The sequence below is a fragment of the Gracilinema caldarium DSM 7334 genome (assembly GCF_000219725.1).
GTDB classification, from domain to species: domain Bacteria; phylum Spirochaetota; class Spirochaetia; order Treponematales; family Breznakiellaceae; genus Gracilinema; species Gracilinema caldarium.
Window position 1 is genome coordinate 834,532 of record NC_015732.1, and the last position, 23,650, is coordinate 858,181.

General features: G+C 48.2%; 21 protein-coding genes and 2 tRNA genes. 17 read left to right on the top strand and 6 right to left on the bottom strand.

The features are described from left to right. The first annotated feature begins 48 nt into the window (after positions 1–48). From SPICA_RS03815 to SPICA_RS03850, 8 genes are all read left to right on the top strand, one after another. A complete protein-coding gene (locus tag SPICA_RS03815) occupies positions 49–1,587 on the top strand; it encodes an ABC transporter ATP-binding protein (protein WP_013968222.1) in 1,539 nt (512 codons plus the stop codon). Next, positions 1,580–2,707 (top strand): ABC transporter permease, encoded by a 1,128-nt coding sequence (locus tag SPICA_RS03820; protein ID WP_013968223.1) that lies wholly within the window; start codon positions 1,580–1,582, stop codon positions 2,705–2,707. Before SPICA_RS03815 ends, SPICA_RS03820 begins: the two co-directional genes overlap by 8 nt. Then, a complete protein-coding gene (locus tag SPICA_RS03825; protein ID WP_013968224.1) occupies positions 2,704–3,606 on the top strand; it encodes an ABC transporter permease in 903 nt (300 codons plus the stop codon). Before SPICA_RS03820 ends, SPICA_RS03825 begins: the two co-directional genes overlap by 4 nt. Before the next feature lie 23 nt (positions 3,607–3,629). Beyond that, entirely contained in the window at positions 3,630–4,394 is a 765-nt protein-coding gene (deoD, locus tag SPICA_RS03830) for a purine-nucleoside phosphorylase (RefSeq protein ID WP_013968225.1), read from the top strand. Next, a complete protein-coding gene (locus SPICA_RS03835) occupies positions 4,391–5,029 on the top strand; it encodes a nitroreductase family protein (RefSeq protein WP_013968226.1) in 639 nt (212 codons plus the stop codon). Before deoD ends, SPICA_RS03835 begins: the two co-directional genes overlap by 4 nt. Beyond that, positions 5,026–5,430: a Fur family transcriptional regulator gene (locus SPICA_RS03840; protein WP_156789621.1), complete on the top strand. Its 405-nt coding sequence runs from the start codon at positions 5,026–5,028 to the stop codon at positions 5,428–5,430. Before SPICA_RS03835 ends, SPICA_RS03840 begins: the two co-directional genes overlap by 4 nt. A gap of 27 nt (positions 5,431–5,457) precedes the next feature. After that, a tRNA-Cys gene (locus tag SPICA_RS03845) sits at positions 5,458–5,529 on the top strand. An 89-nt stretch (positions 5,530–5,618) separates the two neighbouring features. After that, positions 5,619–6,689, top strand: coding sequence for a LacI family DNA-binding transcriptional regulator (locus tag SPICA_RS03850; RefSeq protein WP_013968228.1), 1,071 nt, complete (start codon positions 5,619–5,621; stop codon positions 6,687–6,689). A gap of 6 nt (positions 6,690–6,695) precedes the next feature. On the opposite strand, the gene SPICA_RS03855 is transcribed toward SPICA_RS03850, so the two are convergent. Then, positions 6,696–8,282: a UTP--glucose-1-phosphate uridylyltransferase gene (locus SPICA_RS03855; RefSeq protein WP_013968229.1), complete on the bottom strand. Its 1,587-nt coding sequence runs from the start codon at positions 8,280–8,282 to the stop codon at positions 6,696–6,698. Between the two features lie 150 nt (positions 8,283–8,432). On the opposite strand from SPICA_RS03855, the gene SPICA_RS03860 reads away from it, so the two are divergent. After that, a complete protein-coding gene (locus SPICA_RS03860; RefSeq protein ID WP_169311856.1) occupies positions 8,433–9,335 on the top strand; it encodes a glycoside hydrolase family 3 protein in 903 nt (300 codons plus the stop codon). Next, positions 9,275–9,406 (top strand): hypothetical protein, encoded by a 132-nt coding sequence (locus SPICA_RS15870; RefSeq protein WP_417935144.1) that lies wholly within the window; start codon positions 9,275–9,277, stop codon positions 9,404–9,406. Before SPICA_RS03860 ends, SPICA_RS15870 begins: the two co-directional genes overlap by 61 nt. A 60-nt stretch (positions 9,407–9,466) precedes the next feature. Here the strand turns inward: SPICA_RS15870 and SPICA_RS03865 are convergent, their stop codons facing one another. From SPICA_RS03865 to phoU, 3 genes are read right to left on the bottom strand one after another with little or no spacing between them, the layout of a single operon-like run. After that, positions 9,467–11,215: a sensor histidine kinase gene (locus SPICA_RS03865; protein ID WP_013968231.1), complete on the bottom strand. Its 1,749-nt coding sequence runs from the start codon at positions 11,213–11,215 to the stop codon at positions 9,467–9,469. After that, positions 11,212–11,922 carry a response regulator gene (locus tag SPICA_RS03870; protein WP_013968232.1) on the bottom strand — a complete coding sequence of 237 codons (711 nt, stop codon included), beginning with the start codon at positions 11,920–11,922 and terminating at the stop codon, positions 11,212–11,214. The genes SPICA_RS03865 and SPICA_RS03870 overlap by 4 nt, the downstream gene beginning before the upstream one ends. A 28-nt stretch (positions 11,923–11,950) precedes the next feature. After that, positions 11,951–12,610 carry a phosphate signaling complex protein PhoU gene (phoU, locus tag SPICA_RS03875; RefSeq protein WP_013968233.1) on the bottom strand — a complete coding sequence of 220 codons (660 nt, stop codon included), beginning with the start codon at positions 12,608–12,610 and terminating at the stop codon, positions 11,951–11,953. A 126-nt stretch (positions 12,611–12,736) separates the two neighbouring features. Here phoU and SPICA_RS03880 point away from each other — a divergent pair, with 126 nt between their 5' ends. Beyond that, the gene (locus SPICA_RS03880; protein ID WP_013968234.1) at positions 12,737–14,386 is read left to right on the top strand and encodes a YifB family Mg chelatase-like AAA ATPase; all 1,650 of its coding nucleotides are present in this window, start codon (positions 12,737–12,739) and stop codon (positions 14,384–14,386) included. On the opposite strand, the gene SPICA_RS03885 is transcribed toward SPICA_RS03880, so the two are convergent. Continuing rightward, complete coding sequence (locus SPICA_RS03885; RefSeq protein ID WP_013968235.1) at positions 14,329–15,210, bottom strand: PHP domain-containing protein; 882 nt, start codon at positions 15,208–15,210, stop codon at positions 14,329–14,331. The genes SPICA_RS03880 and SPICA_RS03885 overlap by 58 nt on opposite strands. Before the next feature lie 211 nt (positions 15,211–15,421). Here SPICA_RS03885 and SPICA_RS03890 point away from each other — a divergent pair, with 211 nt between their 5' ends. From SPICA_RS03890 to SPICA_RS03915, 5 genes are all read left to right on the top strand, one after another. Beyond that, positions 15,422–16,657 carry an amidohydrolase family protein gene (locus SPICA_RS03890; protein WP_013968236.1) on the top strand — a complete coding sequence of 412 codons (1,236 nt, stop codon included), beginning with the start codon at positions 15,422–15,424 and terminating at the stop codon, positions 16,655–16,657. Between the two features lie 16 nt (positions 16,658–16,673). Then, complete coding sequence (locus tag SPICA_RS03895) at positions 16,674–17,747, top strand: cyclic nucleotide-binding domain-containing protein (RefSeq protein ID WP_013968237.1); 1,074 nt, start codon at positions 16,674–16,676, stop codon at positions 17,745–17,747. Continuing rightward, positions 17,748–18,389 carry a Crp/Fnr family transcriptional regulator gene (locus SPICA_RS03900; protein ID WP_083819861.1) on the top strand — a complete coding sequence of 214 codons (642 nt, stop codon included), beginning with the start codon at positions 17,748–17,750 and terminating at the stop codon, positions 18,387–18,389. A gap of 115 nt (positions 18,390–18,504) precedes the next feature. Beyond that, positions 18,505–18,577, top strand: a tRNA-Thr gene (locus tag SPICA_RS03905). Between the two features lie 197 nt (positions 18,578–18,774). Beyond that, positions 18,775–20,190 carry a PAS domain S-box protein gene (locus tag SPICA_RS03915; protein ID WP_013968239.1) on the top strand — a complete coding sequence of 472 codons (1,416 nt, stop codon included), beginning with the start codon at positions 18,775–18,777 and terminating at the stop codon, positions 20,188–20,190. Positions 20,191–20,212: 22 nt separating this feature from the next. Here the strand turns inward: SPICA_RS03915 and SPICA_RS03920 are convergent, their stop codons facing one another. Then, positions 20,213–21,517, bottom strand: coding sequence for an alpha-amylase family glycosyl hydrolase (locus SPICA_RS03920; RefSeq protein WP_041396134.1), 1,305 nt, complete (start codon positions 21,515–21,517; stop codon positions 20,213–20,215). 297 nt (positions 21,518–21,814) lie between these two features. Between SPICA_RS03920 and pyk the strand changes: the two genes are divergently transcribed. Then, the gene (gene pyk, locus SPICA_RS03925; RefSeq protein ID WP_013968241.1) at positions 21,815–23,614 is read left to right on the top strand and encodes a pyruvate kinase; all 1,800 of its coding nucleotides are present in this window, start codon (positions 21,815–21,817) and stop codon (positions 23,612–23,614) included. Positions 23,615–23,650 lie beyond the last annotated feature (36 nt).

Genomic DNA, 23,650 nt, shown 5'->3' on the forward strand with positions numbered 1-23,650 from the left:
TTTTGCATTTTTTCCTATTTCAGGGTATAGTGGGTGGTGAGGTCCTACATGGAAAACTATGCAATTGAAATGACGGATATCACCAAAATTTTCCCCGGGGTTATCGCCAACGATCATGTCCATTTTCAAGTTGCCCAGGGGGAAATTCATGCCCTGCTTGGTGAAAACGGAGCGGGCAAGTCCACCCTGATGTCGATCCTCTTCGGCCTGTACGAGAGCGACAGCGGTCAGATAAAAATTCGGGGACAGGAAGTCCGGATCCGTAACCCCAATGATGCAACGGCCCTGAAAATCGGGATGGTTCATCAGCATTTTAAATTGGTACATAATTTTACGGTTACTGAAAATATAGTGCTTGGGCTAGAAAGCCGGAACATACTGGGCAACCTAGATGTCCGCAAGGCAGAAAAACGGGTCCAGGAACTCTCCGACCTCTATGGCCTCGCGGTAGACCCCCGGTCCCGGATCGAATCCATCACGGTCGGCATGCAGCAGCGGGTGGAAATACTGAAAATTCTCTATCGCGATGCGGACATCCTCATCTTCGATGAACCCACCGCGGTCCTCACCCCCCAGGAGATTGATGAACTTATCGAAATTCTCCATCGCCTAAAAGCAGAAGGCAAAACCATTGTATTCATCACCCATAAACTTAAGGAAATAAAGGCCGCCGCCGATCGTTGTACGGTTCTGCGCCGGGGGAAATATATCGGCACCGTAGATGTTAAGGAAACCACCGAGCATCAGCTGGCGGAAATGATGGTGGGCCGTTCAGTCAGTTTTAAGATTGATAAACAGCCGCCCCGTATCGGCGAGGTGGTCTTGCAGATCGAAAACCTTACGGTGCTGGGTGCAAAGGGCGTCCCAGCGGTGCGTTCCCTGAACCTGGAAGTAAGATCCGGCGAAATTGTCGGCATCGCCGGTGTGGATGGCAACGGCCAATCCGAACTTGTATCGGCAATCGCAGGCCTTTTGCCGGTAAAGTCCGGCAGGGTGCTTCTTAAGGGCAAGGAAATTACCCACAGCCGCATCCGGGACCGAATAGAAAGCGGCCTGGGTTTAGTGCCTGAGGACCGGCACAAACATGGGCTTATTCTGGACTTCAGGATTGATGAAAACCTCATTGTGAAAAGTTTCCGTAAGCCCCCATTCTCCAACACCTATGGCTTTCTCCAGTTCGATGCCATAGGGGAACATGCCCGGCGGCTCATCACCGAGTTTGATATCCGGGCTGGCAGTGGACCCGCCACCCCAGCCAAATCCATGTCAGGGGGCAACCAGCAAAAGGCAGTCATTGCCCGGGAAATAGACCTGTCGCCGGAACTCCTCATTGTGGCCCAGCCGACCCGGGGCCTCGATGTGGGGGCCATAGAGTACATTCATCGCCGCATTGTAGAAGAACGGGACAAGGGCCGGGCCATACTCCTGGTGTCCTTTGAGCTCGATGAGGTAATGAACCTGTGCGACCGGATTGCAGCCCTTTCGAAGGGTGAAATAGTCGGTATCGTACAGGCAGAATATGCTGATGAACGGCAAATCGGGGCTATGATGGCTGGAATGGTTATGGAGGGAAGCTCCCATGCGTAACACAAAAAAAGTTACTGTTACTGACCGGTTCCTGGACTTTATTACCCGCTCAGAAGCAATGGTTTCCATTGTTGTTGTTGTACTCGGTTTTTTTGTCGGAACTATCCTGGTGCTCCTTGTGGGCAGGAACCCCTCAGGTATGTATTCAGCCATAACTCAGGTACTTACCGGCTGGGACCTGCGGCGGGGTACCTGGAATGCCCGCTATATTGGAGAATGGCTGGTCATGTCCCTGCCTCTCATACTGTGTGGACTGTCTGTAGCCTTTGCAGGACGGACGGGACTCTTTAACATTGGAGCAGAAGGCCAGTATGTGGCAGGGCTCACTGCGGCCCAGTTTGTGGCCCTCTTCGGCCCCCAGATTCCCTTTCTTCACTGGATTCTGGCCATACTGGCCGCCCTTGTGGTGGGAGCCCTCTGGGGCGGTATTGTGGGTATCTTAAAAGCTAAGTACAGTGTTTCCGAGGTAGTGGCCACCATAATGCTCAACTATGTGGCCTATTTCACATCCCGGGTGCTTACCATGATGATCCCCGGGGCAAACACCTACCGGACCCCCACCTATCCCCAGACCGCCCGGCTTGCGAGCCCCTTCCTGGAACAGCTAACCAACGGCTCGCGGCTGAACTATGGGCTGTATCTGGCTCTTATTTCAGTACTTTTTTTCTGGATTGTCATCGGCAAGACCCGGCTCGGCTTCTCCCTCCGGGCAACGGGGCTTAATAAGGAAGCCGCCCGCTATGCGGGGATTAATGTAAACGCCAGCATCACCACCGCTATGGCTATTTCGGGGGCCTTCGCCGGCCTTGCAGGGGCGGTGGTTGCTCTGGGGGCCTTTAATTACGGCCGGGTTTTAGGCGGCCTGGACGGGTACGGCTTCGACGGCATAGCGGTGGCCCTGGTGGGCAACAGTACTGCCTGGGGAACCGCCCTGTCGGGACTGCTTTTTGGCATGCTTAAATCGGCCCAGCCCCTCATGCAGTCCCGGCAAATCCCTAAAGAAATTACCGCCATCATCATGGGTCTCGTGGTTGTCTTTATCTCCCTGCGGGCAGGGGTTCGAATGCTCATGGAATGGCGGATGAAGGAACAGGCAAAGAAAGGACGGGTAATCGAATGAATGTACTACTGCAAATGCTTCCATCCATATTGATGATTGTCTCCCCCATCCTTATCGCGGCGGTGGGCGGGCTTATCAGTGAACGGTCAGGGGTGGCAAACATTGCCCTGGAGGGCCTGATGGGCATCGGAGCCTTTATGGCCGCCACCACCCATGTACTGTTAGAGCAGTCCTTCCCCTATTCCATACCGTTGGCCCTGGTACTTGCCACCCTGGCAGGAGCCCTCTTTTCGGTCATCCATGCCTTTGCATCGATTACCCTGCGGGCGGACCAGATTGTATCCGGCACGGGTATAAATCTCCTTTCTACGGGGATCACGGTGTTCCTTTGCCAGATTATTTTTAAGCAGGAACGGACCGAACCCTTCCGGCTGGGCATGCTGCCCGGCTGGGGCGGCATTTACCCCACCGCCTGGATTGCCCTGGTGGTACTGATTGTAGCCTGGTATATGCTCTATAAGCGACCCTTCGGGCTCAGGCTCCGCGCCTGCGGTGAACATCCCCAGGCGGCGGCCTCGGCGGGCATTAATGTAGAACGGACCCGTTATGTCGCGGTTATCCTTTCCGGGGCCCTGGCGGGCCTTGCGGGGGCCTGTCTTGTGCTCACCCAAACCATTCAGTATACGGTCTACACCATTAACGGCGCAGGTTTTATTGCCCTGGCCGCCGTTTCCTTTGGCCGTTGGCTGCCCAAAGGCGTTTTGGGGTCATCCCTTCTCTTTGGAACATCGGTCGCCCTGGCAATCTACATGGTAAATATACCCTCTCTGCGCTTCCTGCCCAGCGAGTTTTTCAGTGTCATGCCCTACCTGATTACCCTCATAACCCTGGTAATCTTTAGCGGCAAGGAATATGCGCCCCGTGCGGTGGGCCAGCCCTATGACAAGGGCCGCAGTTAACTGACGAAAAGGAAGGCCGATCTATGGCACAGCACGAAATGAACCATCATCCCCATGATCTGTATCACCAGGACCGGGGAACACCCCATAACAGTGCCCTGCCAGGGCAGATCGCTTCCACGGTTCTTATGCCGGGGGATCCCCTGCGGGCAAAATATGTGGCCGATACTTACCTCTCCGATGTGGTGCAGTTTAACCAGGTCCGGGGCATGCTGGGCTTTACCGGTACCTATAAGGGAAAACGAATTTCGATCATGGGGTCTGGTATGGGAGGCCCCTCTATGGGGATCTACTCCTATGAACTCTTTTCTCACTATGGTGTGGAACGAATCATCCGTATTGGGACCTGCGGCGGCCTTACGGCGGATGTGGAAGTGGGGGACCTGGTATTTGCCCAGTCGGCCTCTACCGATTCAAATTACGCTGCCCAATATAATCTGGGCGGCACCTTTGCCCCCTGTGCAGATTACGGACTCCTAGAGACGGCGGTGGCCGCCGCCCGCCGCCGCAATATCCCTTTCTGGGTTGGGAATATTCTCTCTTCAGATATTTTTTCCCTCTACAATGCCCAGGGAGAAGAAGGCTGGAAGAAGTGGGCCCGGATGGGCTGTGCCGCCACCGATATGGAATGTTATGCCCTTTATTGTAACGCCGCCTATCTTCATAAAAAAGCTCTGACCATACTTACCTGTTCAGATTCCAATGTAAGCCACCGGGAAATGTCCAGTGAGGAGCGGCAGACCAGCCTGCATAACATGTTTCAAGTTGCCCTGGAGTTTGCAGAATGATGCAGGTGGACCACAAGGCTCACGTCATACTCAGTGCGATGGAACGCCGCTATGCCTGTAAACGCTTTAATCCCACACAAAAGATCGCAGCCCAGGATTTGGATCTGATTCTTGAGGCAGGACGTCTAGCCCCATCCTCTTTTGGACTTGAGCACTGGCATTTTTTTGTTTCCCGGGAACAGGCTATGCTTAACTGCTTTTATGAAGCCTGTTTTTCCCAGGAAAATATTCGTACCTGTGCTGCCCTTATTACCATAGCAGTCAGAACTGCACCAGCGTACCACCCTGAATCAGACTTTGTCCGGTCCCGGGCAGAACGTTTCCCTGGAGGATATCCGGTATTTATTGAAGAATATCGGAGCTATTGGGAATTTCTTACTCAGAGCGGCGCCGTAGAAGCCTGGGCACGGTCTCAGGGATATATTGCAGCGGCTAATATGATGACCATGGCCGCCAGTCTTGGGATTGACTCCTGTGCTATAGAGGGCTATAAAGAAGAGGCGGTTCTTGCTATTCTGGATCTCCCGAGAAGAGATTGGCGAATATCTCTGCTACTTCCCCTTGGCTATCGAGATGAGCCAATACGGGAAAAAATCCGTATGCCAAAAGAATCCATTATAACGGGGTACCAATGATGACCAGATTTAAACGGTCCCGCCAACGGGAACGGATTTTATCACTCCTTCATAGTACGAAAAGTCATCCCACTGCGGCTTGGATTTATGAATCCTTAAAACCAGAAATGCCTGATTTAAGCCTCGGCACTGTGTACAGGAACCTGAAGATCCTTGAAATTCAAGGAAAATTGCAGGTGCTCCATTCAGGTAGCGGCTTTGACCGGTTCGATGGAGATACCAAGCCTCATTATCATCTGATCTGTACCCAATGCGGTGCAGTGGAAGATGTGGATTTACCGGTCCAGGCCGAACTTGAACAGAAAGCTAAGGACTTACTGGGTCAGCGCATTAGCGGCCATAGGTTGGATTTCTTTGGCCTTTGTGATCACTGTTTCCGCAAATCACTGGACAAAGTTTAGCAATTTTGGTATATTTCCTGCAGTCAGGGCGCCGTACCCAAGCGGTAAGGGAGAGGTCTGCAAAACCTTTATGCGACAGTTCGATTCTGTCCGGCGCCTCTCTATTAGACCCCGGCGACATGTCGCCGGGGTTTTTTATTGCTTTAGGTCTTTATAAAATCAAATGATAAGAGTAAACTGGAATTATTATGCGTCCTACGATAAAACGAATTGCGGAACTAGCTGGAGTTTCAAAAACCGCCGTATCCTTTGCTTTTAATGACCCTTCTAAAATTGCCCGATCTACCTATGAACGGATCATGGAGATTGCAGAACGGGAAGGCTATGTTCCTGATCCAATTGCCCGTACTATGACCAGCAAACGGGTTGGTGCTATCGGTGTACTGCTTCCCCAGGCTATCCAGGATACATTTCGAAATCCCTATGTCTCAGAGGTGCTCCGGGGAATCGGCACGGTTTGCCATCAAGAAGATCTTTTTCTTACCATATTGCCACCCATCAAAGGATTCCTTTCTCAGGCAGTTCGGAATGCGGTGGTGGATGGTTTCATTTCCCTTGGAGTTGAAACTGCACCGGAGATCGCCGCTCTGATCCGCCAACGTAATGTGCCCTTTGTAACTATAGATGGAGACGCCGATTCAGGCATTACCAATGTAGGTATTGATGATACGGTCGCAGCTGAAACAATTATGAACTATGTACTCTCACTTGGGCATCGTGAAATTATTATTCTTTCTCTAAAGAGTGAGGGGCCTGGTACTGCGGAAGAACATTCCTCACGAACAGTAGACCGTCGGCTTGCCGGTTTCGAACGAGCATTACAGAATCATGGTCTCTCATTGCATAGCCCGAATATACGTGTTGTTCCGGTAGAAGTAACGATGGAATCAGCAGAAGAAGCACTCCTTCCCCTTATGAGCTATAAGATTCCTACCGCTATTGTCAGCATGAGCGACTCTGCTGCTTTAGGCGCCTATGTAGCTTGCAAACGGTTAGGAATTGCTATTCCAGCAGAAATCACCATAACTGGTATGGATGATATTCCTTTTGCTTCTATAATAAATCCCGCAATGACTACGATTCGTCAACCAGGACAAAGAAAGGGATCCTATGCAGCTCGAGCCGTATTGGATATGATGCAAGGGCGGGTTGTGGCTTCTGTGATTTTGCCAACTGAACTTGTGATTCGGGAGTCCAGTAGTACTCCTCGATCGGTCCCCTTGGCTGTGAAAGCTGTAACCCTGGGGAATAAACCATAGGATTCGTTAAAACTGAATAAAATCTCGTAGCTCTGCGAGCCCCCGGGGCTTGTAGTGCCCATACTCTTGTTTAAAACCGTATTCTTCAACTAAAAGTTTCTGAAGTCCGCTCCGCAAAAGCCTGCTCGTTTCTTTAATTGGTGCATCCACGTTGTCTGCCTGGTCAAGAATAATGCCCCGGGGGCTCGCGAGAAAGGTTTCCAGGAGCATTTTGGCCGCAATAAAACGTTTGTTTTTCTTTACCGCCATTATCTGGGGTTTTTTCATAAGACCTAATATTTCCCAGGTGGTTTGTTCTGCCTGGGCATATTTCCCAGCTTCCTTGTCCTGGTCGGAAACTCGTATGGGAAGCTTATCCGGAATAGAATCGAGATTGTCAAGAAGATAATCGAGACTGAAGAGTCCTGTGGCACAGTTAAAAAGAACATGGGCTCCCTTAGTTTCCTCTGTCTGAACCTGGTCACTACTGATCCGTTGGCCGATTTCACCTACGGTAAAGTTCCCTGTGGCGTCCTGTACTAGGATACCTCCTTTTACATCAACTGGGGTTCGCCAGGCAAACTCAAAGGCTGCTTCCGAGCCTTCACAGTGGTGTTTCAGGGCAAAATAGGCAAGTTCTATGGGATCAATGGTATATCCTGAGTTATCCACATTGCCGAGATACACAAAGCGGATGCCCTGTTCATGAAGCTGACGATAAATTGGTGCTAGGATCCGAAAATTCTCTCCATGTCCCCCTGGAAGAGCAAGCCCCCGATTCGGTATGCCATAGGCCCTGTCAAAGATGCGCCGAGGCAGTCCTTCACTTGAATGGGTAAGAGCCCCGATGAGACCTTGTTTTGCACTTAAGGCTTTGGTGGGATCCACATGGGTTTCTTGAATGAGCTCTGCAAGGAGGGGGGCCTCACGGTATTGTTCATAGGCTTCGTAGAGTTTTTCATCGGTACTGTCGCTGGTCATCTGAAAAAAGGGCAGGATCGGTTTTGAATAATCCCCGGAGAGAAGCCGATATTCCAGGGCATGGATAAGAAGGGACCTCATTTTGAGGAGCAGAAAGGAAGGGCCTGCGGTTCCATCGGCTTCGAAATAGGCGCTGGTGATGCCCTTGGGATTATTTTTACACTGTTCTGCCTGGCTAAAAAAATCCTCTCGAAGGAGCTCATATGCTGAGGGTGAGAGGGCTTGGTTCTTTTTACTGTCCCCATAGGTAGTGGCTGATCCCCCATTCAAAACCCCGTAGGCCGTATAGGGGTATAGGAAGATTCCGATTTTGTACAGGAGTTTTCTGGTAAGCTGGTATTCGTTCCTGTGGGTCTCTATCTGTTCAAGTAACCGCACAGGGAGATGAAATCGGCTAAAAAATTCCTCTAAATCCCTCCGAGGTACCCGGAGTATTGTAAGGTTCTGTAAATCCATAATTCTGGGGTCCCCTTCCAGAGGAAGGGTAACCGAAGAAGATGCTGCAGAGCCTTCAGTGTTTGCATCTACTGCCGTGTCCAAAAGGGAAAGTATTTTAAGAGTTCGTTCAACATCGGCTCCCTGACGCACCATGTCTGCCATCAATTCCGGATGTATAGAATGGGTTTTGTTCATAGTTCCCTATCATACATGAAACGAGATTTCTGGTCTATAAAAAGTTTTTCCTTGACAATCCTTTTCAGGCAGCAGACAATATCCCATCTAAAGGATTATGTGAAAAAAATCAAGAAATGCGCCATTCTTTTTTGTGCAGGGATTGTAATAATGATACTTCTGTCTTGCACCGGTCCGTCCCGTTCAGAGAGCCCTGTCCCTGCCAATGCTCCCTATAAAAAGACTGCACTGGCTGTAGAAAAAAGAGTAGAAGATCTGCTTTCCCGAATGACCCTGGAAGAAAAATTGGGGCAGATGACCCAGATAGAGAAGGGGAGTCTGAGATCTGGTGATATCAGCCGTTATAAGTTAGGCAGTGTATTAAGCGGCGGAGGTGGTGCTCTCACGCAAAATACGATAGTAGCCTGGAATGCCATGATTGCCCAGTACCAGGAAGAAGCCAGGGCTACCCGTCTGCAAATCCCGCTTCTTTATGGGATTGATGCAGTTCATGGGCACAATAATCTTCAGAATACCACCATGTTTCCCCATAACATCGGTTTAGGTGCAGCTGGGGATAGTGATCTGGTGCGCCGTATTGGCCAGGCATATATCGAAGGGTTCCAGTCCGCAGTCTTACCGGTTCCCCTGCGCCCCATCGCAACGGCAAAACACTTCCTGGGTGATGGAGAGCCCCGATGGGGTTCATCAAAAACGGATACCTACAAAATTGATCAGGGAGATACCCAGGCTGATGCAACATACCTTCAGGATGTGTTGTTTCCTCCCTATCAGCAAGCAATTAAAGCTGGGGTCCGTACCATCATGGTTTCCTTTTCCAGCCTCAACGGTATTAAGATGCATGCCCACCGGGAGCTGATTACAGATCTTCTCAAGAAAACCTGGGGCTTTACCGGCTTTGTGGTGTCCGACTGGGGTGGTATAGATCAGGTAGATCCGGATTATTCCAAGCAGCATGGATCCCCGGCACGGAAGGCGCAGGAGTCGCTGATGTGCTTACCGGTAAAGTTCCCAGCACGGGGCGGCTGCCCTGTGACTGGCTATCCTCAGTAGAACAGCTTCCACTGGATAACTTTATACAGGGAAAAGAAAAACCCCTATTCCCAAGAGGTTTTGGATTATAATACCCTTGTTTACCCTGCGGAGCGCCAAAGGCACAAGACGCAATGTAGAGGGGCGCGAAACTAGAGGGGGAGCAGCACTGTAAAGGTGGAGCCAACCCCTTCCCGGCTTTCTACCTGAACCTGTCCGTTATGGAGGGAGACCACGTGTTTTACAATAGAAAGCCCAAGACCCGTCCCTCCAGCAGCCCGGCTGCGTCCCTTATCCACCCGATAGAACCGCTCAAAAATCCGGTCCAAATCCCGGGCAGGTATACCCCGGCCCTGGTCAATTACATCAACTCGGGCAAACTCGCCCTCCTGGGACAATTTTATCCGTACCTCGGTGCCGGGTTCGGAATATTTTAATGCATTATCCAACAGGTTGATGAATGCCTGTTCTAAGATGGCGCTATTTACCGGGCAGATCAGATCCTGTGGACCTTCCAGTAGCACCTGAATCTGTTTTTCTTCCGCTAAATATTGGCAGGCCTGTCGAGTCTGGTCTAAAAGTTCAAAGAGGTTTGCCGGTTGTTTTTCCAGATTTTGCCCTTCCTGTGCTTCCAGACGGGCTAAAGAGAGGAGGTCCTCAACAATCAGTTCAAGACGGTTGGTATGGGCCGATGCAATCTCTAAAAATCGGCGGGCCCGTTCCTGTTCTTCCAAAGCACCGTCTTGCAGGGCTTCGATATAGCCCTTTATCGCGGTAATGGGCGTTTTTAATTCATGAGAAACGTTAGCCACAAAGTCCCGTCGAACCTGTTCGAGCTTCATGAGACGGCTTATATCGTGCAACACCAGGATACAGCCCTGCTGGTCTGGGACAGGAGCCCCATAGACTTGTAAGGTTTGTGATGGGGTTGTGAGTGGTTGAATAATGGTTTCTTCTTTGGTCCCTGTTCGGAATACCCGTTCTGCCAGGTCCCGTAGTTCTGTACTTCGGACAATCTGGAGAAGGGATTTCCCAAGGCAATAATCCCTGTCTGGAAGGCTAAAGATTCTCTGGGCGCTTTTATTTAATTGTGTTATTACGAAACTCTGGTTGAGAAATATGACCCCCTCGGTCATGCCAGAAAGAATTGCTTCCAATTCTTTCTGTTTGCCTAGACTTTCATCAATCTGATGCTGTAATTGGATAGCCATACTCGTTAAGGTTTCGCTTAGTATGGCCAGTTCCTGTGGGATTGTTACCAGAGTTCTTTTTTGCAGATTCCCCCGGCCATAGGCTTGGGCTGTATCAACTAAACTACTAATGGGTTGGCGAATACGGTTTACCACCATCACAACAAAAATAAGCCCAATACTGCTTATAATAATAATACTGATGCCGAGTTGAATATAAAAACTTTTAAAAAAATCTTGCAAAATAAGGAGGGGCATGGCACCGCGCAGGTACAGCTCTGCATTCTCAGAAGTCCTGATTGCCCGGGCCAGGTAGACCATTTCCATATTTACAGATTGAGAAAAGCGTACTGAGGTCCCTTCTCCTGTTATGCGGGCTTGTAAAACTTCAGGCCGATTATAGTGGTTATCCAGGGATTCCCGGTCTGCCTTTGATTCGGCCACAACAGTTCCATCGGGAGCTATGATGGTAATACGGTATCGCTGATTTGAAAAAAGAGCTTTAAGGGCCTGGTCATTCATCAATGTGGGCTGTAGACGGAGTATATTTTCCAATAACTGCAGGGTATCCGATAATTCCTGTCTGGTTTCTTTAAGGGCATAGATTCGTACTGCCCAGGAAATAACAAAAGCCAGCCCCATCTGACTCAAGAGGATCAATGCCAGTACAGGAGGAAAGAGTAACTGAAACAGACTTTTATGTTTCGTCATCGGGACTCAGCCATATCCTGGAACCGGTAACCCACACCCCTCACGGTTTCTATCATATTTCCTGCAGAACCTAGTTTTTTTCTCAGTCCTAAAATCTGTACATCTACCGATCGCTCTGTAACTGGATAGTCCTTCCCCCTTACTGCATCGATAATCTGATTCCGGGAGAACACCCAACCTGGGTTTCGCATCATAAATTCAAGAATTGCGAATTCGGTGGCTGAAAGTTCTATCTGTTTTCCCTCCAGTGTAACCTCATGCCGGCCCGCATCCAAAGTGAGGGGGCCAATATGGACCAGTTCATCTAAAGCCCTCGTTTCGTTTGCTCGAGACTGGGTTCTACGAAGAAGGGAGCGAATGCGGGCTATAAGGACTTTTGGACTAAAAGGCTTGGCAATATAGTCGTCTGCTCCCAGTTCAAGCCCGGTAATAATATCTGAATCTTCACTCTTTGCAGTAGCCATTATGACCGGTATGGTGTTATGGCGTTTCCCCTGCTTGAGACTTCTCAGTACCTCAATACCATCTATACCAGGAAGCATGATGTCCAGGACAATCAGGTCTGGATTTGCTGTTTCGATGAGTTTTACAGCCTGTTCCCCTGATTCGGCCGATACTACTGTGTATCCCTCTTTGCCCAGATTATAACTGATAAGTTCCCGGATATCCTGATCGTCTTCCACGACCATGATAGTTGCCTTTGCCACATCTTCCCCCGTATTAATACATCTGTTGTTATTCGTTTAACTCTACCCGGCGGCCTTCTACACAATAGACAATCATTTCGCAGATATTGGTTACATGGTCTCCCAGCCGTTCAAGGAACCCTGATGTCTGGATAATCTTTGTGCCCTGTGGTGCCTTATCAGGATTTTTTTGTACATAATCCAGAATATCCTGAACCAGAGCTTTATGATCCCGATCGATCGCATCATCCATGGTCGCCACAGACCGGGCCTTTTCCGCATCCAAAGCCATAAGAGCGCTGACAGCCCCCTGAATCATGTTTGCCCCATTGCTTGCCATCCGTTCAAGGTAATCCAAGGGTTTGATGTAGGGCTCCTTTTCCAGTTTGATAGCCGCCTTAGCCAGGTGCACCGCATGGTCTCCAATCCGTTCCAACTGGTCTGCAATCTTTATAGAAGTAATGAGCCAGCGCATATCCTGAGCCACCGGCTGTTGGGTTGCGATGATACGGGCACAGCGGTCTTCGATAGCTTCCTGCAGATGATTGATAATCTCATCATCATCCCGCACAGCCTTTGCCAGTTGCATGTCCTTATTTTTAAATGCTACTATGGCTTTGCGTAGGTCCTCTTCTACCCGGACTCCCATCGAAAGGATGTCCTCTCTGACCAAACGCTTTTCTTCTTCAAAATGGGCCCTAATATTCATGATACCTCCTCTGCAGGACGTGCAATCTATCAGAAATCCATGAATATACTGTAAAGAATATGTTAAAAATTGATTAAAATCGAGGCGGTTTCAAGCAAAAGTAACGAAGTTTTTAGTACCCCTGGTATGTATGTCCATGCCTATGCACCCTTCGGGCTCGAAGGAATCATTATCCGGGTCGAAGCAGATATTCGCCGGGGTATACCCGGCATTGATATTTCCGGCCTTGCTGACGGGGCTGTCCGGGAAGCCCGGGAACGGGTCCGGGCGGCAATCCGGAATGGTGGATTCAGTTTTCCCCAGGATAGAATTCTTGTCAATCTTGCTCCGGCGGGTATCCGTAAAGATGGCCCCGAATTGGATTTACCGATTGCCATTGCCATTCTTGCCGCTGCGGGGCATATCCCACCCCCAGAGGGCCTTATGGTACTGGGGGAGCTAGAGTTGTCCGGCAATTTGCGGCCTGTGCGGGGGGTGGTAGCGGCGACCGCCGCGGGCCTTGCCCATGGACTAAAGGGCTTTATTGTGCCCCTGGAAAACCAGGCCGAAGCGGAGGTTCTGGCTCCGGATTGCAGTGCGGCGGTCGCAAGCCTCGGTGAGGCAATACAGGCCCTGAAGCATTGGTACCAATGCGGTACCTTTCTCGACTTAAGTGCAGTACCGGCTCCTATTGCACCCAAAAAGAGCTCCTCAGCGGATACACCAACCACTACCTCCGTCGGAACGGTGGGAGACTTTGCCGATGTGTATGGCCAGGACCGTTACAAACGGGCCCTGGAAATCGCCGCCGCCGGAGGCCATAACCTGCTGGTATTCGGTCCCCCAGGGGGCGGAAAGACTCTGCTAGCCCGGCGGATCCCTTCGATTATGCCGCCCCTGCTTCCCCAGGAAGCCCTTGAAATCCGCCGGCTCTACAGCCTGGCGGGCAGATTTGAAGCCGGTTTCTTGCAGGGTGGAGCAAATCTTGCTCCGCCTTTCAGAAGTCCCCATCATGGAGCCAGTCTTGAGGGGCTTCTCGGTGGTGGCAAAACAGTGCGGCCCGGCGAAATAAGTCTTGCCCATTTTGGGGTACTCTTTATGGATGAAGCCCCCGAATTCCGTTTGTCAATTTTAAAGGCTCTTCGGGAACCCCTGGAAGATGGGGTAATTACCATAGCAAGGGCAGAAGGGTCAGTACAGTTACCCGCTGAATTTCAATTGGTTTTGGCGGCTAATCCCTGTCCCTGTGGACGGCTAGGCCAAATAACAGGCGATGGTGGCTCCCTCTGTTTTTGTTCCGACGACGAAATACATCGTCACTGGCAGCGATTAGGATCGGCTCTGCTTGATCGTATCGAGCTCCGTGTGCCAGTGCTTCCTGCACCCCAGAATTGGGTAGGTGAGCTGACCGCTTCGTTGCCGCAGGTCAGTAAAAACAATAGTACAAGCGTTGCACTGCGGGTTCTGAGGGCGGTTGCAATTCAACGGGAACGTTTTCAGGGTTTATCCTGCCGCAGGAATGCTAGGATGAGTCCAAGTCTGGTAGAAAAGTTCTGCAGGTTGTCCCTAGATACTGCCCAGATCCTCGAATCCGAAATTGCCCATCGGGGCCTTTCAAATCGGGCTCTTCAGGGTGTTCTAAAGGTAGCCCGAACTATTGCCGATCTGGAAGGACGAAGCGATATCCATGCTGATGATGTAGCAGAGGCTCTGAGTTTTCGTTGTGCCGGAGAAGACCCCTATGATGTACTTTCCCTGGCAAGCCAGTCTTCTGTATCGGGAATACCCCGCAGGTAGGATCCATCGATTGGTCTGTTCCCAGCTGTATAACCCAGGCGACGATCTTGGTAACTATTTCCATGATAATCACTTCCAGCGGTTATCACCATTTTAAGACCTTTCCCGATTGCTTCGAGCCGTTCACATTCTGCAACCCGTGCAAGGGGATGCCAGGCTTCCAGTCCTACAATTCCCTGTTCATGAAAATGTTCGATAAGCTCGGGCAATTTCCCCCAGGAAACATAAAGTGAAAGAGGATGGGCCAGGATGGGGATACCTCCTGATTCAGTGATAAGCCGGATTGCTCTTTTCAATTCTAAAGCTCCCTTCGGTGCATAAAATGGCCGGCCTTTACCTAAATACATATCAAAGGCTGATTGTTTATTTTTCACAATTTTTCGGTTTACTAAAAACGTGGCGATATGGGGGCGGCCTATGATGGTTCCTTCTGAAAGTTTTTTAATTTCTTCATAATCGGCTTCTATACCCATCTCATTCATACGATTAATAATTTCCCGGTTGCGTTTTTCCCGGAGCTGGGCCAATTCTTCCAATGCAGTCTGAAACTCATCAGTCGGTTGTTGTATACCTAAACCCAGCAGATGAAATTCTCCCGGTTCCCATGCAATTTCCAATTCCACTCCTGGAATAAAGAGCAGATTTCGTTTTATAGCCTGACATTTTGCAGATGCCAGGCCTGCGATAGTATCGTGGTCTGTGAGGGCAAGGGCCCGAAGACCCATATCTGCTGCCATATTGATAAGGGCTTCTGGACTCAGAATTCCGTCAGAACAGGTGGAATGACTATGTAAATCGACAATGAAATTTGGAGATTTTACCATACTGTGCTAGTATAGTAATACGAGACTTTAAGTTAAAGGCCTAGTAAGAGCAAATTTTAGGGGTTTATGCATCATAAAAATCCTTTTTTTTGCCGAAAATAGATAAAGAACCGATGCTGTAAGGAATCTTTTACAACAGAGTTGTTAGAGATTGCCTTTATTGACGAGAGTTTTGGTCACACTTAGAATATAACGTAAGGATGGTCCCAGAGTGGATAGCTATTCATTACATAATGGTAGAATTATAGCAACGAGTGCTCATACCGGTGCCACTTCTTTGGCGGTATCTAGAGGAAAACTGGTTGATCAGAGTAATAAAACCAAATTGATCATAGATTTGGGGCAGGCTTCCTATGTGTATCCTGCACTCATCAATATACATGATCATTTACGGGGTAATTATCTTCCCCGGGTTGGCCCAAAAGAGGGATCCTATTACCTCAACTGGCTCCCCTGGGACAATGACCTAAAATCTTCATCAACCTATTCTGAACGATCCAATCTTTCTGTAGAGAATCTTTATTTTCTGAGTGCTTATAAGAATCTATTTTCTGGTGTTACCACAGTAAACGATCATTTTCCTCATGAACTAAATAATGATTTGTTGCCTAAACTGCCAATCCGGGCGTTTAAGGAATATACTCTGGCCCATGAATGTTCCTCCTTTGATCTCAAATGGGGTGAGGGCATAGAAATTGAGCATACACGGGCTCGCCGGAATAACTGGCCCTTTATAACCCATCTCGAAGAGGGCTTTGATCCTGAATCACAGGATGGGGTAGGGGTTCTGGAACGTCTCGGCTGTCTGGATGACTATTGTCTTTTCATTCACTGTATCGGTTTTAGTGATGCCGATATTGTAAAGGTCGCAAAGGCTGGGGCAAGTATTTCATGGTGTCCTGCCTCGAACACCTTTATGTTTAATGTAACCTGTAAGATTCGCAAAATGCTCCAGGCGGGTATTAATATTGGCATTGGGACCGATTCTACCCATACGGGGTCCATCAATTTATTGGAAGAAATCCGTTTTGCTCGAAAAGTGTATCAAGACATGTATGGTGAGGAACTGGATGCAAAAACAGTGTTCTCTATGGTTACGATAAATCCTGCTAAGGCCTTTAGAATGGCTGATCGGCTTGGTACTCTTGAAACGGGAAAATTGGCAGATATTCTTGTGGTAAAAGCATTGTTGGATGATCCTTTTGAAAATCTTGCTCATATGTCTATGCAGGATATTGAACTTCTTGTCATGGAAGGGAAGCCCCTCTATGGAGAAATGCGTTTCTTACCGTTGCTCGGGGATAGCCTGCCTGTGGGATATTCCACTATAATGGTAGCTGGACGAGAAATGTTCGTTGTAGGAAATCCAGCAGCTCTCTATATAGAGGTTAGGAAAAAAGTGGGATTCGCAAAGGTTCTGGATTATCTACCCTTTGACCCCTCATAATTAGGAAGGAATCGGAATGCCGAAAGCGTTACAGTATCGTGCAGGATCAGTTATTTACTTCCAGGGTGATGTGGCAGACAAAATTTTTATTTTGCAGTCCGGTAAAATTAGTCTTAACTATCAAGATATAGAAACGGGGCAGGATAATCATGATCCAGTTCAGCCCGGCGAATTTTTTGGTGTAAAATCTGCTATGGGCCGGTATCCCCGGGAAGAGACAGCCCTTGTTCTGCAGGATGCGGCGGTTATTGCCTTTACGGTCCCTGAATTTGAACAGCTGGCTACCACTAACATTCGTATTGTGATGAAAATGCTTAAGGTATTTTCTAACCAGCTTCGCCGGATTCATAAACAGGTTTCTAACCTGATGGAAAAGGAAGAACAACAGAGTCCTGAAATTGGTCTTTATATGGTCGGTGAGTATTATTTAAAAAATAGACAATATGCTCAAGCTAAATATGTTTTTAGCCGGTACCTTACCTATTATCCAGCAGGTAAAATGGCTCCCCAGGCTGCGAAGAACTTGGAAATTGCTGAAACTTCGTTAGTTCGTTATGGTGATGGCAAGGGGCCAGCTCCTATCCCTGATCGGCCCTTTCTCTCTGGCTCAGCCGGTGCGGGTGTAATTGGTTCAACTGGTATCGGCTCAACTTCCATGAATGCCGCCATGGGTGATACAGGGGCAAAGCAGTCCTCAGAAGAACTTTCGGTAGTGGCAAAGGCATACTACGATGCGGTGAGTCTTTTTTCCCAGGATAAATATCCCCAGGCCTTTGCCGGTTTTAAGAAAATTGTCGAAGCCAATCAGGACCCGGAATATGTGGCGAAAAGTGTTTATGAAATTGGCCGTTGTTTGTTTCTCATGGGTAAATTTGATGAATGTCTTAAACATTTTACAACCATGATCACCACCTATCCGAAGCACCCTGATTTGGGGAATGCCCTGTACTTTATGGCTCAATGTTATGAAAAGAAGGGCGATAAGGATAGGGCTGCAACATTCTATAAAAAGATACTTTCGATGAATGAAGATGAGGATGATACGGTTCATCTTAAGGCCAAAAAGGCTTTGAAGGCATTGGAGGCATAAGTGTCCATGGATTTAGGATCATTCAGCCGGTTTGCCCGCAGTTTTCAAAAGGGAGAAATCATTTTTTCTGAGTTTGAACCGGGAGACGCCTTTTATTTAATTCAATCTGGACGGGTTCAACTGGTTAAAATAATTGGGGATATTGAAAAGACCCTGGATATACTTCACCCTTCTGAAATGTTTGGTGAAATGGCGATTCTTGAAGATTCACCCCGATCCGCTACTGCTCTAGCCCTTGATGATGTAAAGGTCTTGGAGTTTAACCGAGCAAATTTCGAAGTGCTTATGATGGGCAATCCCCAAATTGCTCTGAAGCTGTTAAAACTCTTTACAAAAAGAATTTATGACCAGAAACGACGATTTATGATTCTTACTCTGGAAGATCCCCAGGCAAAAATTGCAGATGTATTCCTCATGCTCGATGAAACCCAGCCTGCCATAGATCGAACTACGGAACGACGGGAATTTAAAACCACAGTGGATGACATTGCTCACTGGGCTGGGATGTCGGGGGATCAGGCAAAAGATATTATTAATCACTTTGTAAACCAGCGTCGAGTTGAGATCTATGCAGATCGAATAATCGTTAAAAATATTAACGATTTCCAGCGTTTTGTGAATTCCCGCAGAAAAAAGGTCTGAACCTAAAGGCTACTTGTAACAAGCTATTTGTTGTAGAAGCCTCTTTAAGTCTCCTAATATATAAGCCAGCGAAAATCTTGACCTTTTTTCCGCTTTCAGTTAGATTTGCCCCATCGCCAAGATGGCTCAGTCGGCAGAGCAACGCACTCGTAATGCGTAGGTCCCGGGTTCGATTCCCGGTCTTGGCTTAAAAAAGGCTGGACGTCCTGTCCAGCCTTTTTTTCAGTTTTGCCTCTGGCAAAACTGCACCGTTACCTGGCGGCATCCTGCCACCAAAACCGGGAATCGATCGCCGCAGCGCCCCGAGCTGATGTCTTGCCTTGCTATGCTGCTATTTCTCATGTATCTCTGTACGACCCCTTGCGGGCCGTTATATACTTTTAATATGAGCAATGAAGAAGAATATCGTCTGATTTTCGAGAATGCCCCACTGGGATTACTTTCCTTCAATGATCAGGGAATTATTCAGACCTGTAATACTAGGTTTATTGATATTATTGGTTCTTCCAAAGAAAAGCTGATCGGGCTTTGTATGCTTACTCTGCCGGATAAAAAATTGGTACAGGCTGTGAAAGCCGCACTGGATGGTGACACCGGTTTTTATGAAGGACTTTATAGAGCGGTTACTTCAGAAAAGGTTATTCCGGTACGTGGGTTATTTACTGCTAAATTAACCAATGATAAGAGGTTTGCTGGCGGGGTAGGCATTATAGAAGATATTTCAGAACAATACTATACTGCTCAAGCCCTTCGGGATAGTGAAGAAAAGTTCCGGCTTGTGTTTTCCCATTCTACCGATGGGCTTTTAATAACCGATACGGAAGGCAGAGTAACCGACTGGAACCATACCTATGAAAATCTTACGGGTATTAGTGAAACGGAAGCTAGTGGACAGTATTTGTGGGATCTTCAGTTTGAATGTATGGTTCCTGAAAAAAAATCTGCTGAGGTATTACATTCATTGCGTCAAACCATTCAGAACGCCCTTATATCAGGAGAAGGTGCTTTTCTGAATCAGCCCAAAGAAACCATAATGGTTTCCCGAAGTGGGCGACGGATCGCTGTAGAAAATGTAGGCTTTCTCATACCGAGTTCCAAGGGGTACCTCTTTGGTGGCAGGGTGACCGATATTACAGCAAGAAAAGCTGCAGAAGCAAAAATTAAGGCCCTATTGGAAGAAAAAAGTCTTATTCTTAAAGAAGTGCACCATCGAATTAAAAATAATATGGCCATGATAGTGAGCCTTTTAACACTTCAGGCTGATGCCATACAGGATCCGGTCGACCGGGATGCCCTTTCCTCTGCGGCTGGGCGGGTTCAGAGTATGATGCTCCTCTATGAACAGCTGTATACTGGTGATCTGGTAGGCTTTGCGAAAGCAAATGAGTACATTCCTGCCCTTGTCCAGGATATTTTAGATAATACTCGTGAGGTCAAACGAATTACCCCAAACTTCTCTATTGCTAATGTGGAGATGAATTTTAAGACACTTCAGTATTTGGGCATATTGATAAACGAACTGGTCACCAATGCCATAAAATACGCCTTTAGAGAAAGAAATGACGGATCCATTACTATCGATCTGCACAGAGACGGGGATTTTTATGTTCTGGTTGTGGCTGATAATGGATGTGGTTTGCCTTTAGCTTCTGTAAAAACCGGTAAGTCTTCACAAAAGGAGCAAGCGCCTCACGATGGTTTTGGTATGACTCTAGTGCGGCTTCTTGTAGAACAATTACAGGGAAATGTGCACATTACATCCCACCAGGGGACTACTGTAACCCTCCGGTTCAAGGAATAGCCGGAGGGCATCCATCAATATATTAGACTTTTAGGATAAGCACCCCTTTGGGGAGTTCTACCCGTCCTGAAAGTGAAATAGCCTCGCCGGTGAGCATATTAGTACCCTCTAAAGTGGTGTCCAATTCTATAAACCCGCTTCGGTCATCCAGGTTGCAGAGGGCCTGATAGCGGACCTTCTCCCCCGATCGCTCAATGAGTACCACCCCTTCAGCAAGTTCTTTATAGGAGAATCGTGGAGCCTGGGCTTTGATTGTCTGGGTTATTGAGAATAATGTGGTAAAGAATGCTTTAAACAACCTGTCTCCCTGTTCCCAGGGAACAGGATTTTTTTCAAATAGGGTTGGATATTCATCAATAGCATATTCTTGGCCCATATATGCAAAGGTACAGCCCGGTAGAAGTTGATAAAAAGCAGTCCATGCTTCAAGCCGTTTCCCTTTACCAAAGCGATATGCAGCACGGCGCTGGTCATGGTTTTCCAGATATCGTATTTTCCCTGCCCATGCAGGGTATAAAGCCCGCTGGACCTCAAGGTAATCTAAATAATAGCTCAGAGGGCGCTTTCCGGCCCATACCTGCTCAAGCCGTTGCCAGCCATCGTAGTCATAGGTGAGGTCAAAGGCATCGTGTAGTTCCGCCTCCGACCAAGCTGGAAAACCTCTGTCCCGTAGGTACAGTAAAAATGAAGGGTGTACACTCTCAGCAAGCCACAGGGTGGGGCGCTTTTCATCGCCGATGGCGGGGTCCCAGAGGTTGACTCGACTGCGAGCTTCTATCCAGAATTCCCGGGGTACGAGGGATGCCACATCACAACGAAAACCTTCAATACCCAATTCCCGCCAGTATACGAGGGTTTCAATGAGTTCATCCCACAGCTGTGGGCGTGAGCTTTCTGAAAGATAATCCAGATCGATGACATCGGACCAGTCATTGCATTTTCTTCCAGGTTTCCCCGACGGTCCTGTAAGGAACCATTCGGGATGTTCCTGTGCGAGTCGTGAATCGGGTGATGTATGGTTGTAGACCACATCTATCATTACTTTGAGGTTAAACCGCTGTGCTTCGGTTATAAACTGTTTCAGATCTTCCAGGGTCCCCAGTTCGCTATCCACTTTTCGGTAATCCGCAATAGCATAGGGACTTCCCTTGCTGCCCTTGCGGTTAACCCTTCCAATAGGATGAATCGGTGTGAGGTAGACCCAAGAAAAGCCCAGTTGTTTCACTTCTGATAATTTTTTTGTAGCCGCGGCAAAGGTGCCCTCTGGGGTATAGTTTCTTATAAAGATCTGATAGATGGAGGTTGTTTCCGGTACGGCTTTACTCATTCTTACGGAGTATGACATAATTACGCCTCTTGAAAGATTTACAATTTTACGACATGCTTTATGTGTAAAATGTAATATATAGGATTGTAACCTATGTTTTGGAGGCTATATAAGCTTCCTCGGTATTTGTAGGTGTACATCTTACAATATTAAACCGGTTTAATATTTTTGACAAGCAGTCCTTACTATAGGACTGGGTTGATTCATTTTAAGGTGCCTCTAAAAACGCGGTTAGATATGTAGAGGTCCTCTTTAGGTAACACCTTAATGAGGTGCTCAAGGAAAGGTAGGAGAGTAATGGCATTTGAACGAAACACCAGAATTATCTGTACCATGGGACCGGCAGTTCGCAGTGTGGATATGATCCGTTCTCTGATACGCCGAGGCATGAATATGGCTCGGTTTAACTTTTCCCATGGGGATCACGAGTATCATGGGGAAGGGATCCATATGGTTCGTGAAGCAGCTCGTTTGGAAGGGGTTCCAATAGCGCTTATTTTGGATACGAAGGGTCCCGAAATTCGAACCGGTCAGATACAAGATGGGGGAACCATAACACTTCAGAACGGGCAGTTTATCGAGGTGATTGCTGAAGTTGAGGCAAAGAACCGCTATGGAGATCAAGGTCTTTTTACAACACCGGACCGGCTTACAGTTTCCTATGCTGATCTTGCCCAGGATGTTAAGCCAGGCGCCCGAATATTGATTGCTGACGGCCTTTTTTCCCTCGATGTTGTTCAGGTGGATGGTCCCAGTATCCGTTGTAGGGTTACTAATGGGGGAGTCCTCGGAAGCCGAAAAAATGTGAATGTTATCGGTGTGCGAACCCGATTACCTGCCCTGTCAGAGCAAGATAAGGCGGACATTTCATTTGGGGTTGAACAGGGGATGGATTTTATTGCCGCATCTTTTGTTCGGAAAGCCGCTGATGTAACGACCATTCACAAATATTTAGCAACCCTTAATTCGGATATACCTGTCATTGCAAAGATTGAAGATGAAGAGGGTCTTGAAAATATCGAAGAAATAATACGGGTTTCTGCAGGTATTATGGTTGCCCGAGGCGATTTAGGTGTCCAGATTCCTACCGAACGGGTGCCTCTCGAACAAAAACGTATCATCAGATTATGTAATCATGCTGGTAAGCCTGTCATTACCGCTACCCAGATGCTTGAATCGATGATTAAAAATCCCCGCCCTACCCGTGCTGAAGCAGGAGATGTGGCTAATGCAATTCTTGATGGTACCGATTGTGTTATGTTGTCAGGAGAAACCGCTAATGGCCAATTTCCCGAAGCTGCCGTTTCTGTAATGGATCAGATTGCCCGTACGGTGGAAGCTTCTGATGAATATATACGATCTCTTGAAGAACGGCGTAATACTATTGCTACGAACGAAGATATCGCGGATGCCATCGCCGATGCGTCTGCGCAGATTGCGGATCGTATTGGGGCGGTTGCTCTGGTAGTACCGACCCTACGGGGGAATACGGCCAAACTTATTAGTCGGCATCGTCCAAGACGCAAAATTATCGCCGCTACTCCAAGCGAGACGGTACAGCGGCGGCTTCTACTCCATTGGGGCGTGGTTCCAGTCAAGGTAGAACAGGAATCAGATTCCGAATCCATGATACAAAAGGCTATAAGCGCAGCCATTAAAGAAGGTTTTGCAAAAAAAGCTGATAAGGTTGTGGTTGTTGCGGGTATTCCTCTTAATTCACCCCTTATGACCAACAGTATTCGGGTTCATGTAATCGGCAATATACTCGGTCGAGGACTTAATGGATTTGGAGGTCGTTGTACCGGTAGGATTGTGAAGGCTCGGACTCTAGAGGATGCCGCCCTGGCGCTTCGGAAAAATGGCGGTGAAATTCTTCTTACCCACACTCTGGACGAAAGTTTTATTCCCATACTTAGGGTTGTAGATGGGGTAATTCTCGAGGGAGTCTCTGAAATGCCCTGGGAAATGGTTAAGATAATCAATCCCAGCATCGTCTATGTTTCCCAAGTGCCCCAGGCTCTCGATCACTTCGAAGAGCATATCACGGTTACTCTGGATGGCTATGAGAAGCTTATCTATGAAGGGGCGCTTTTATAAATCGGAGGAAAACGTTGACATTTATTTCCACTGCAG

What these genes read in the sequence shown, in the direction of transcription:
- SPICA_RS03815 (WP_013968222.1), top strand. Translation starts at nt 49, where the DNA reads ATGGAAAACTATGCAATTGAAATGACGGATATCACCAAAATTTTCCCC.
- SPICA_RS03820 (WP_013968223.1), top strand. Translation starts at nt 1,580, where the DNA reads ATGCGTAACACAAAAAAAGTTACTGTTACTGACCGGTTCCTGGACTTT.
- SPICA_RS03825 (WP_013968224.1), top strand. Translation starts at nt 2,704, where the DNA reads ATGAATGTACTACTGCAAATGCTTCCATCCATATTGATGATTGTCTCC.
- deoD (WP_013968225.1), top strand. Translation starts at nt 3,630, where the DNA reads ATGGCACAGCACGAAATGAACCATCATCCCCATGATCTGTATCACCAG.
- SPICA_RS03835 (WP_013968226.1), top strand. Translation starts at nt 4,391, where the DNA reads ATGATGCAGGTGGACCACAAGGCTCACGTCATACTCAGTGCGATGGAA.
- SPICA_RS03840 (WP_156789621.1), top strand. Translation starts at nt 5,026, where the DNA reads ATGATGACCAGATTTAAACGGTCCCGCCAACGGGAACGGATTTTATCA.
- SPICA_RS03850 (WP_013968228.1), top strand. Translation starts at nt 5,619, where the DNA reads ATGCGTCCTACGATAAAACGAATTGCGGAACTAGCTGGAGTTTCAAAA.
- SPICA_RS03855 (WP_013968229.1), bottom strand. Translation starts at nt 8,282, where the DNA reads ATGAACAAAACCCATTCTATACATCCGGAATTGATGGCAGACATGGTG.
- SPICA_RS03860 (WP_169311856.1), top strand. Translation starts at nt 8,433, where the DNA reads ATGATACTTCTGTCTTGCACCGGTCCGTCCCGTTCAGAGAGCCCTGTC.
- SPICA_RS03865 (WP_013968231.1), bottom strand. Translation starts at nt 11,215, where the DNA reads ATGACGAAACATAAAAGTCTGTTTCAGTTACTCTTTCCTCCTGTACTG.
- phoU (WP_013968233.1), bottom strand. Translation starts at nt 12,610, where the DNA reads ATGAATATTAGGGCCCATTTTGAAGAAGAAAAGCGTTTGGTCAGAGAG.
- SPICA_RS03880 (WP_013968234.1), top strand. Translation starts at nt 12,737, where the DNA reads ATGTATGTCCATGCCTATGCACCCTTCGGGCTCGAAGGAATCATTATC.
- SPICA_RS03885 (WP_013968235.1), bottom strand. Translation starts at nt 15,210, where the DNA reads ATGGTAAAATCTCCAAATTTCATTGTCGATTTACATAGTCATTCCACC.
- SPICA_RS03895 (WP_013968237.1), top strand. Translation starts at nt 16,674, where the DNA reads ATGCCGAAAGCGTTACAGTATCGTGCAGGATCAGTTATTTACTTCCAG.
- SPICA_RS03915 (WP_013968239.1), top strand. Translation starts at nt 18,775, where the DNA reads ATGAGCAATGAAGAAGAATATCGTCTGATTTTCGAGAATGCCCCACTG.
- SPICA_RS03920 (WP_041396134.1), bottom strand. Translation starts at nt 21,517, where the DNA reads ATGAGTAAAGCCGTACCGGAAACAACCTCCATCTATCAGATCTTTATA.
- pyk (WP_013968241.1), top strand. Translation starts at nt 21,815, where the DNA reads ATGGCATTTGAACGAAACACCAGAATTATCTGTACCATGGGACCGGCA.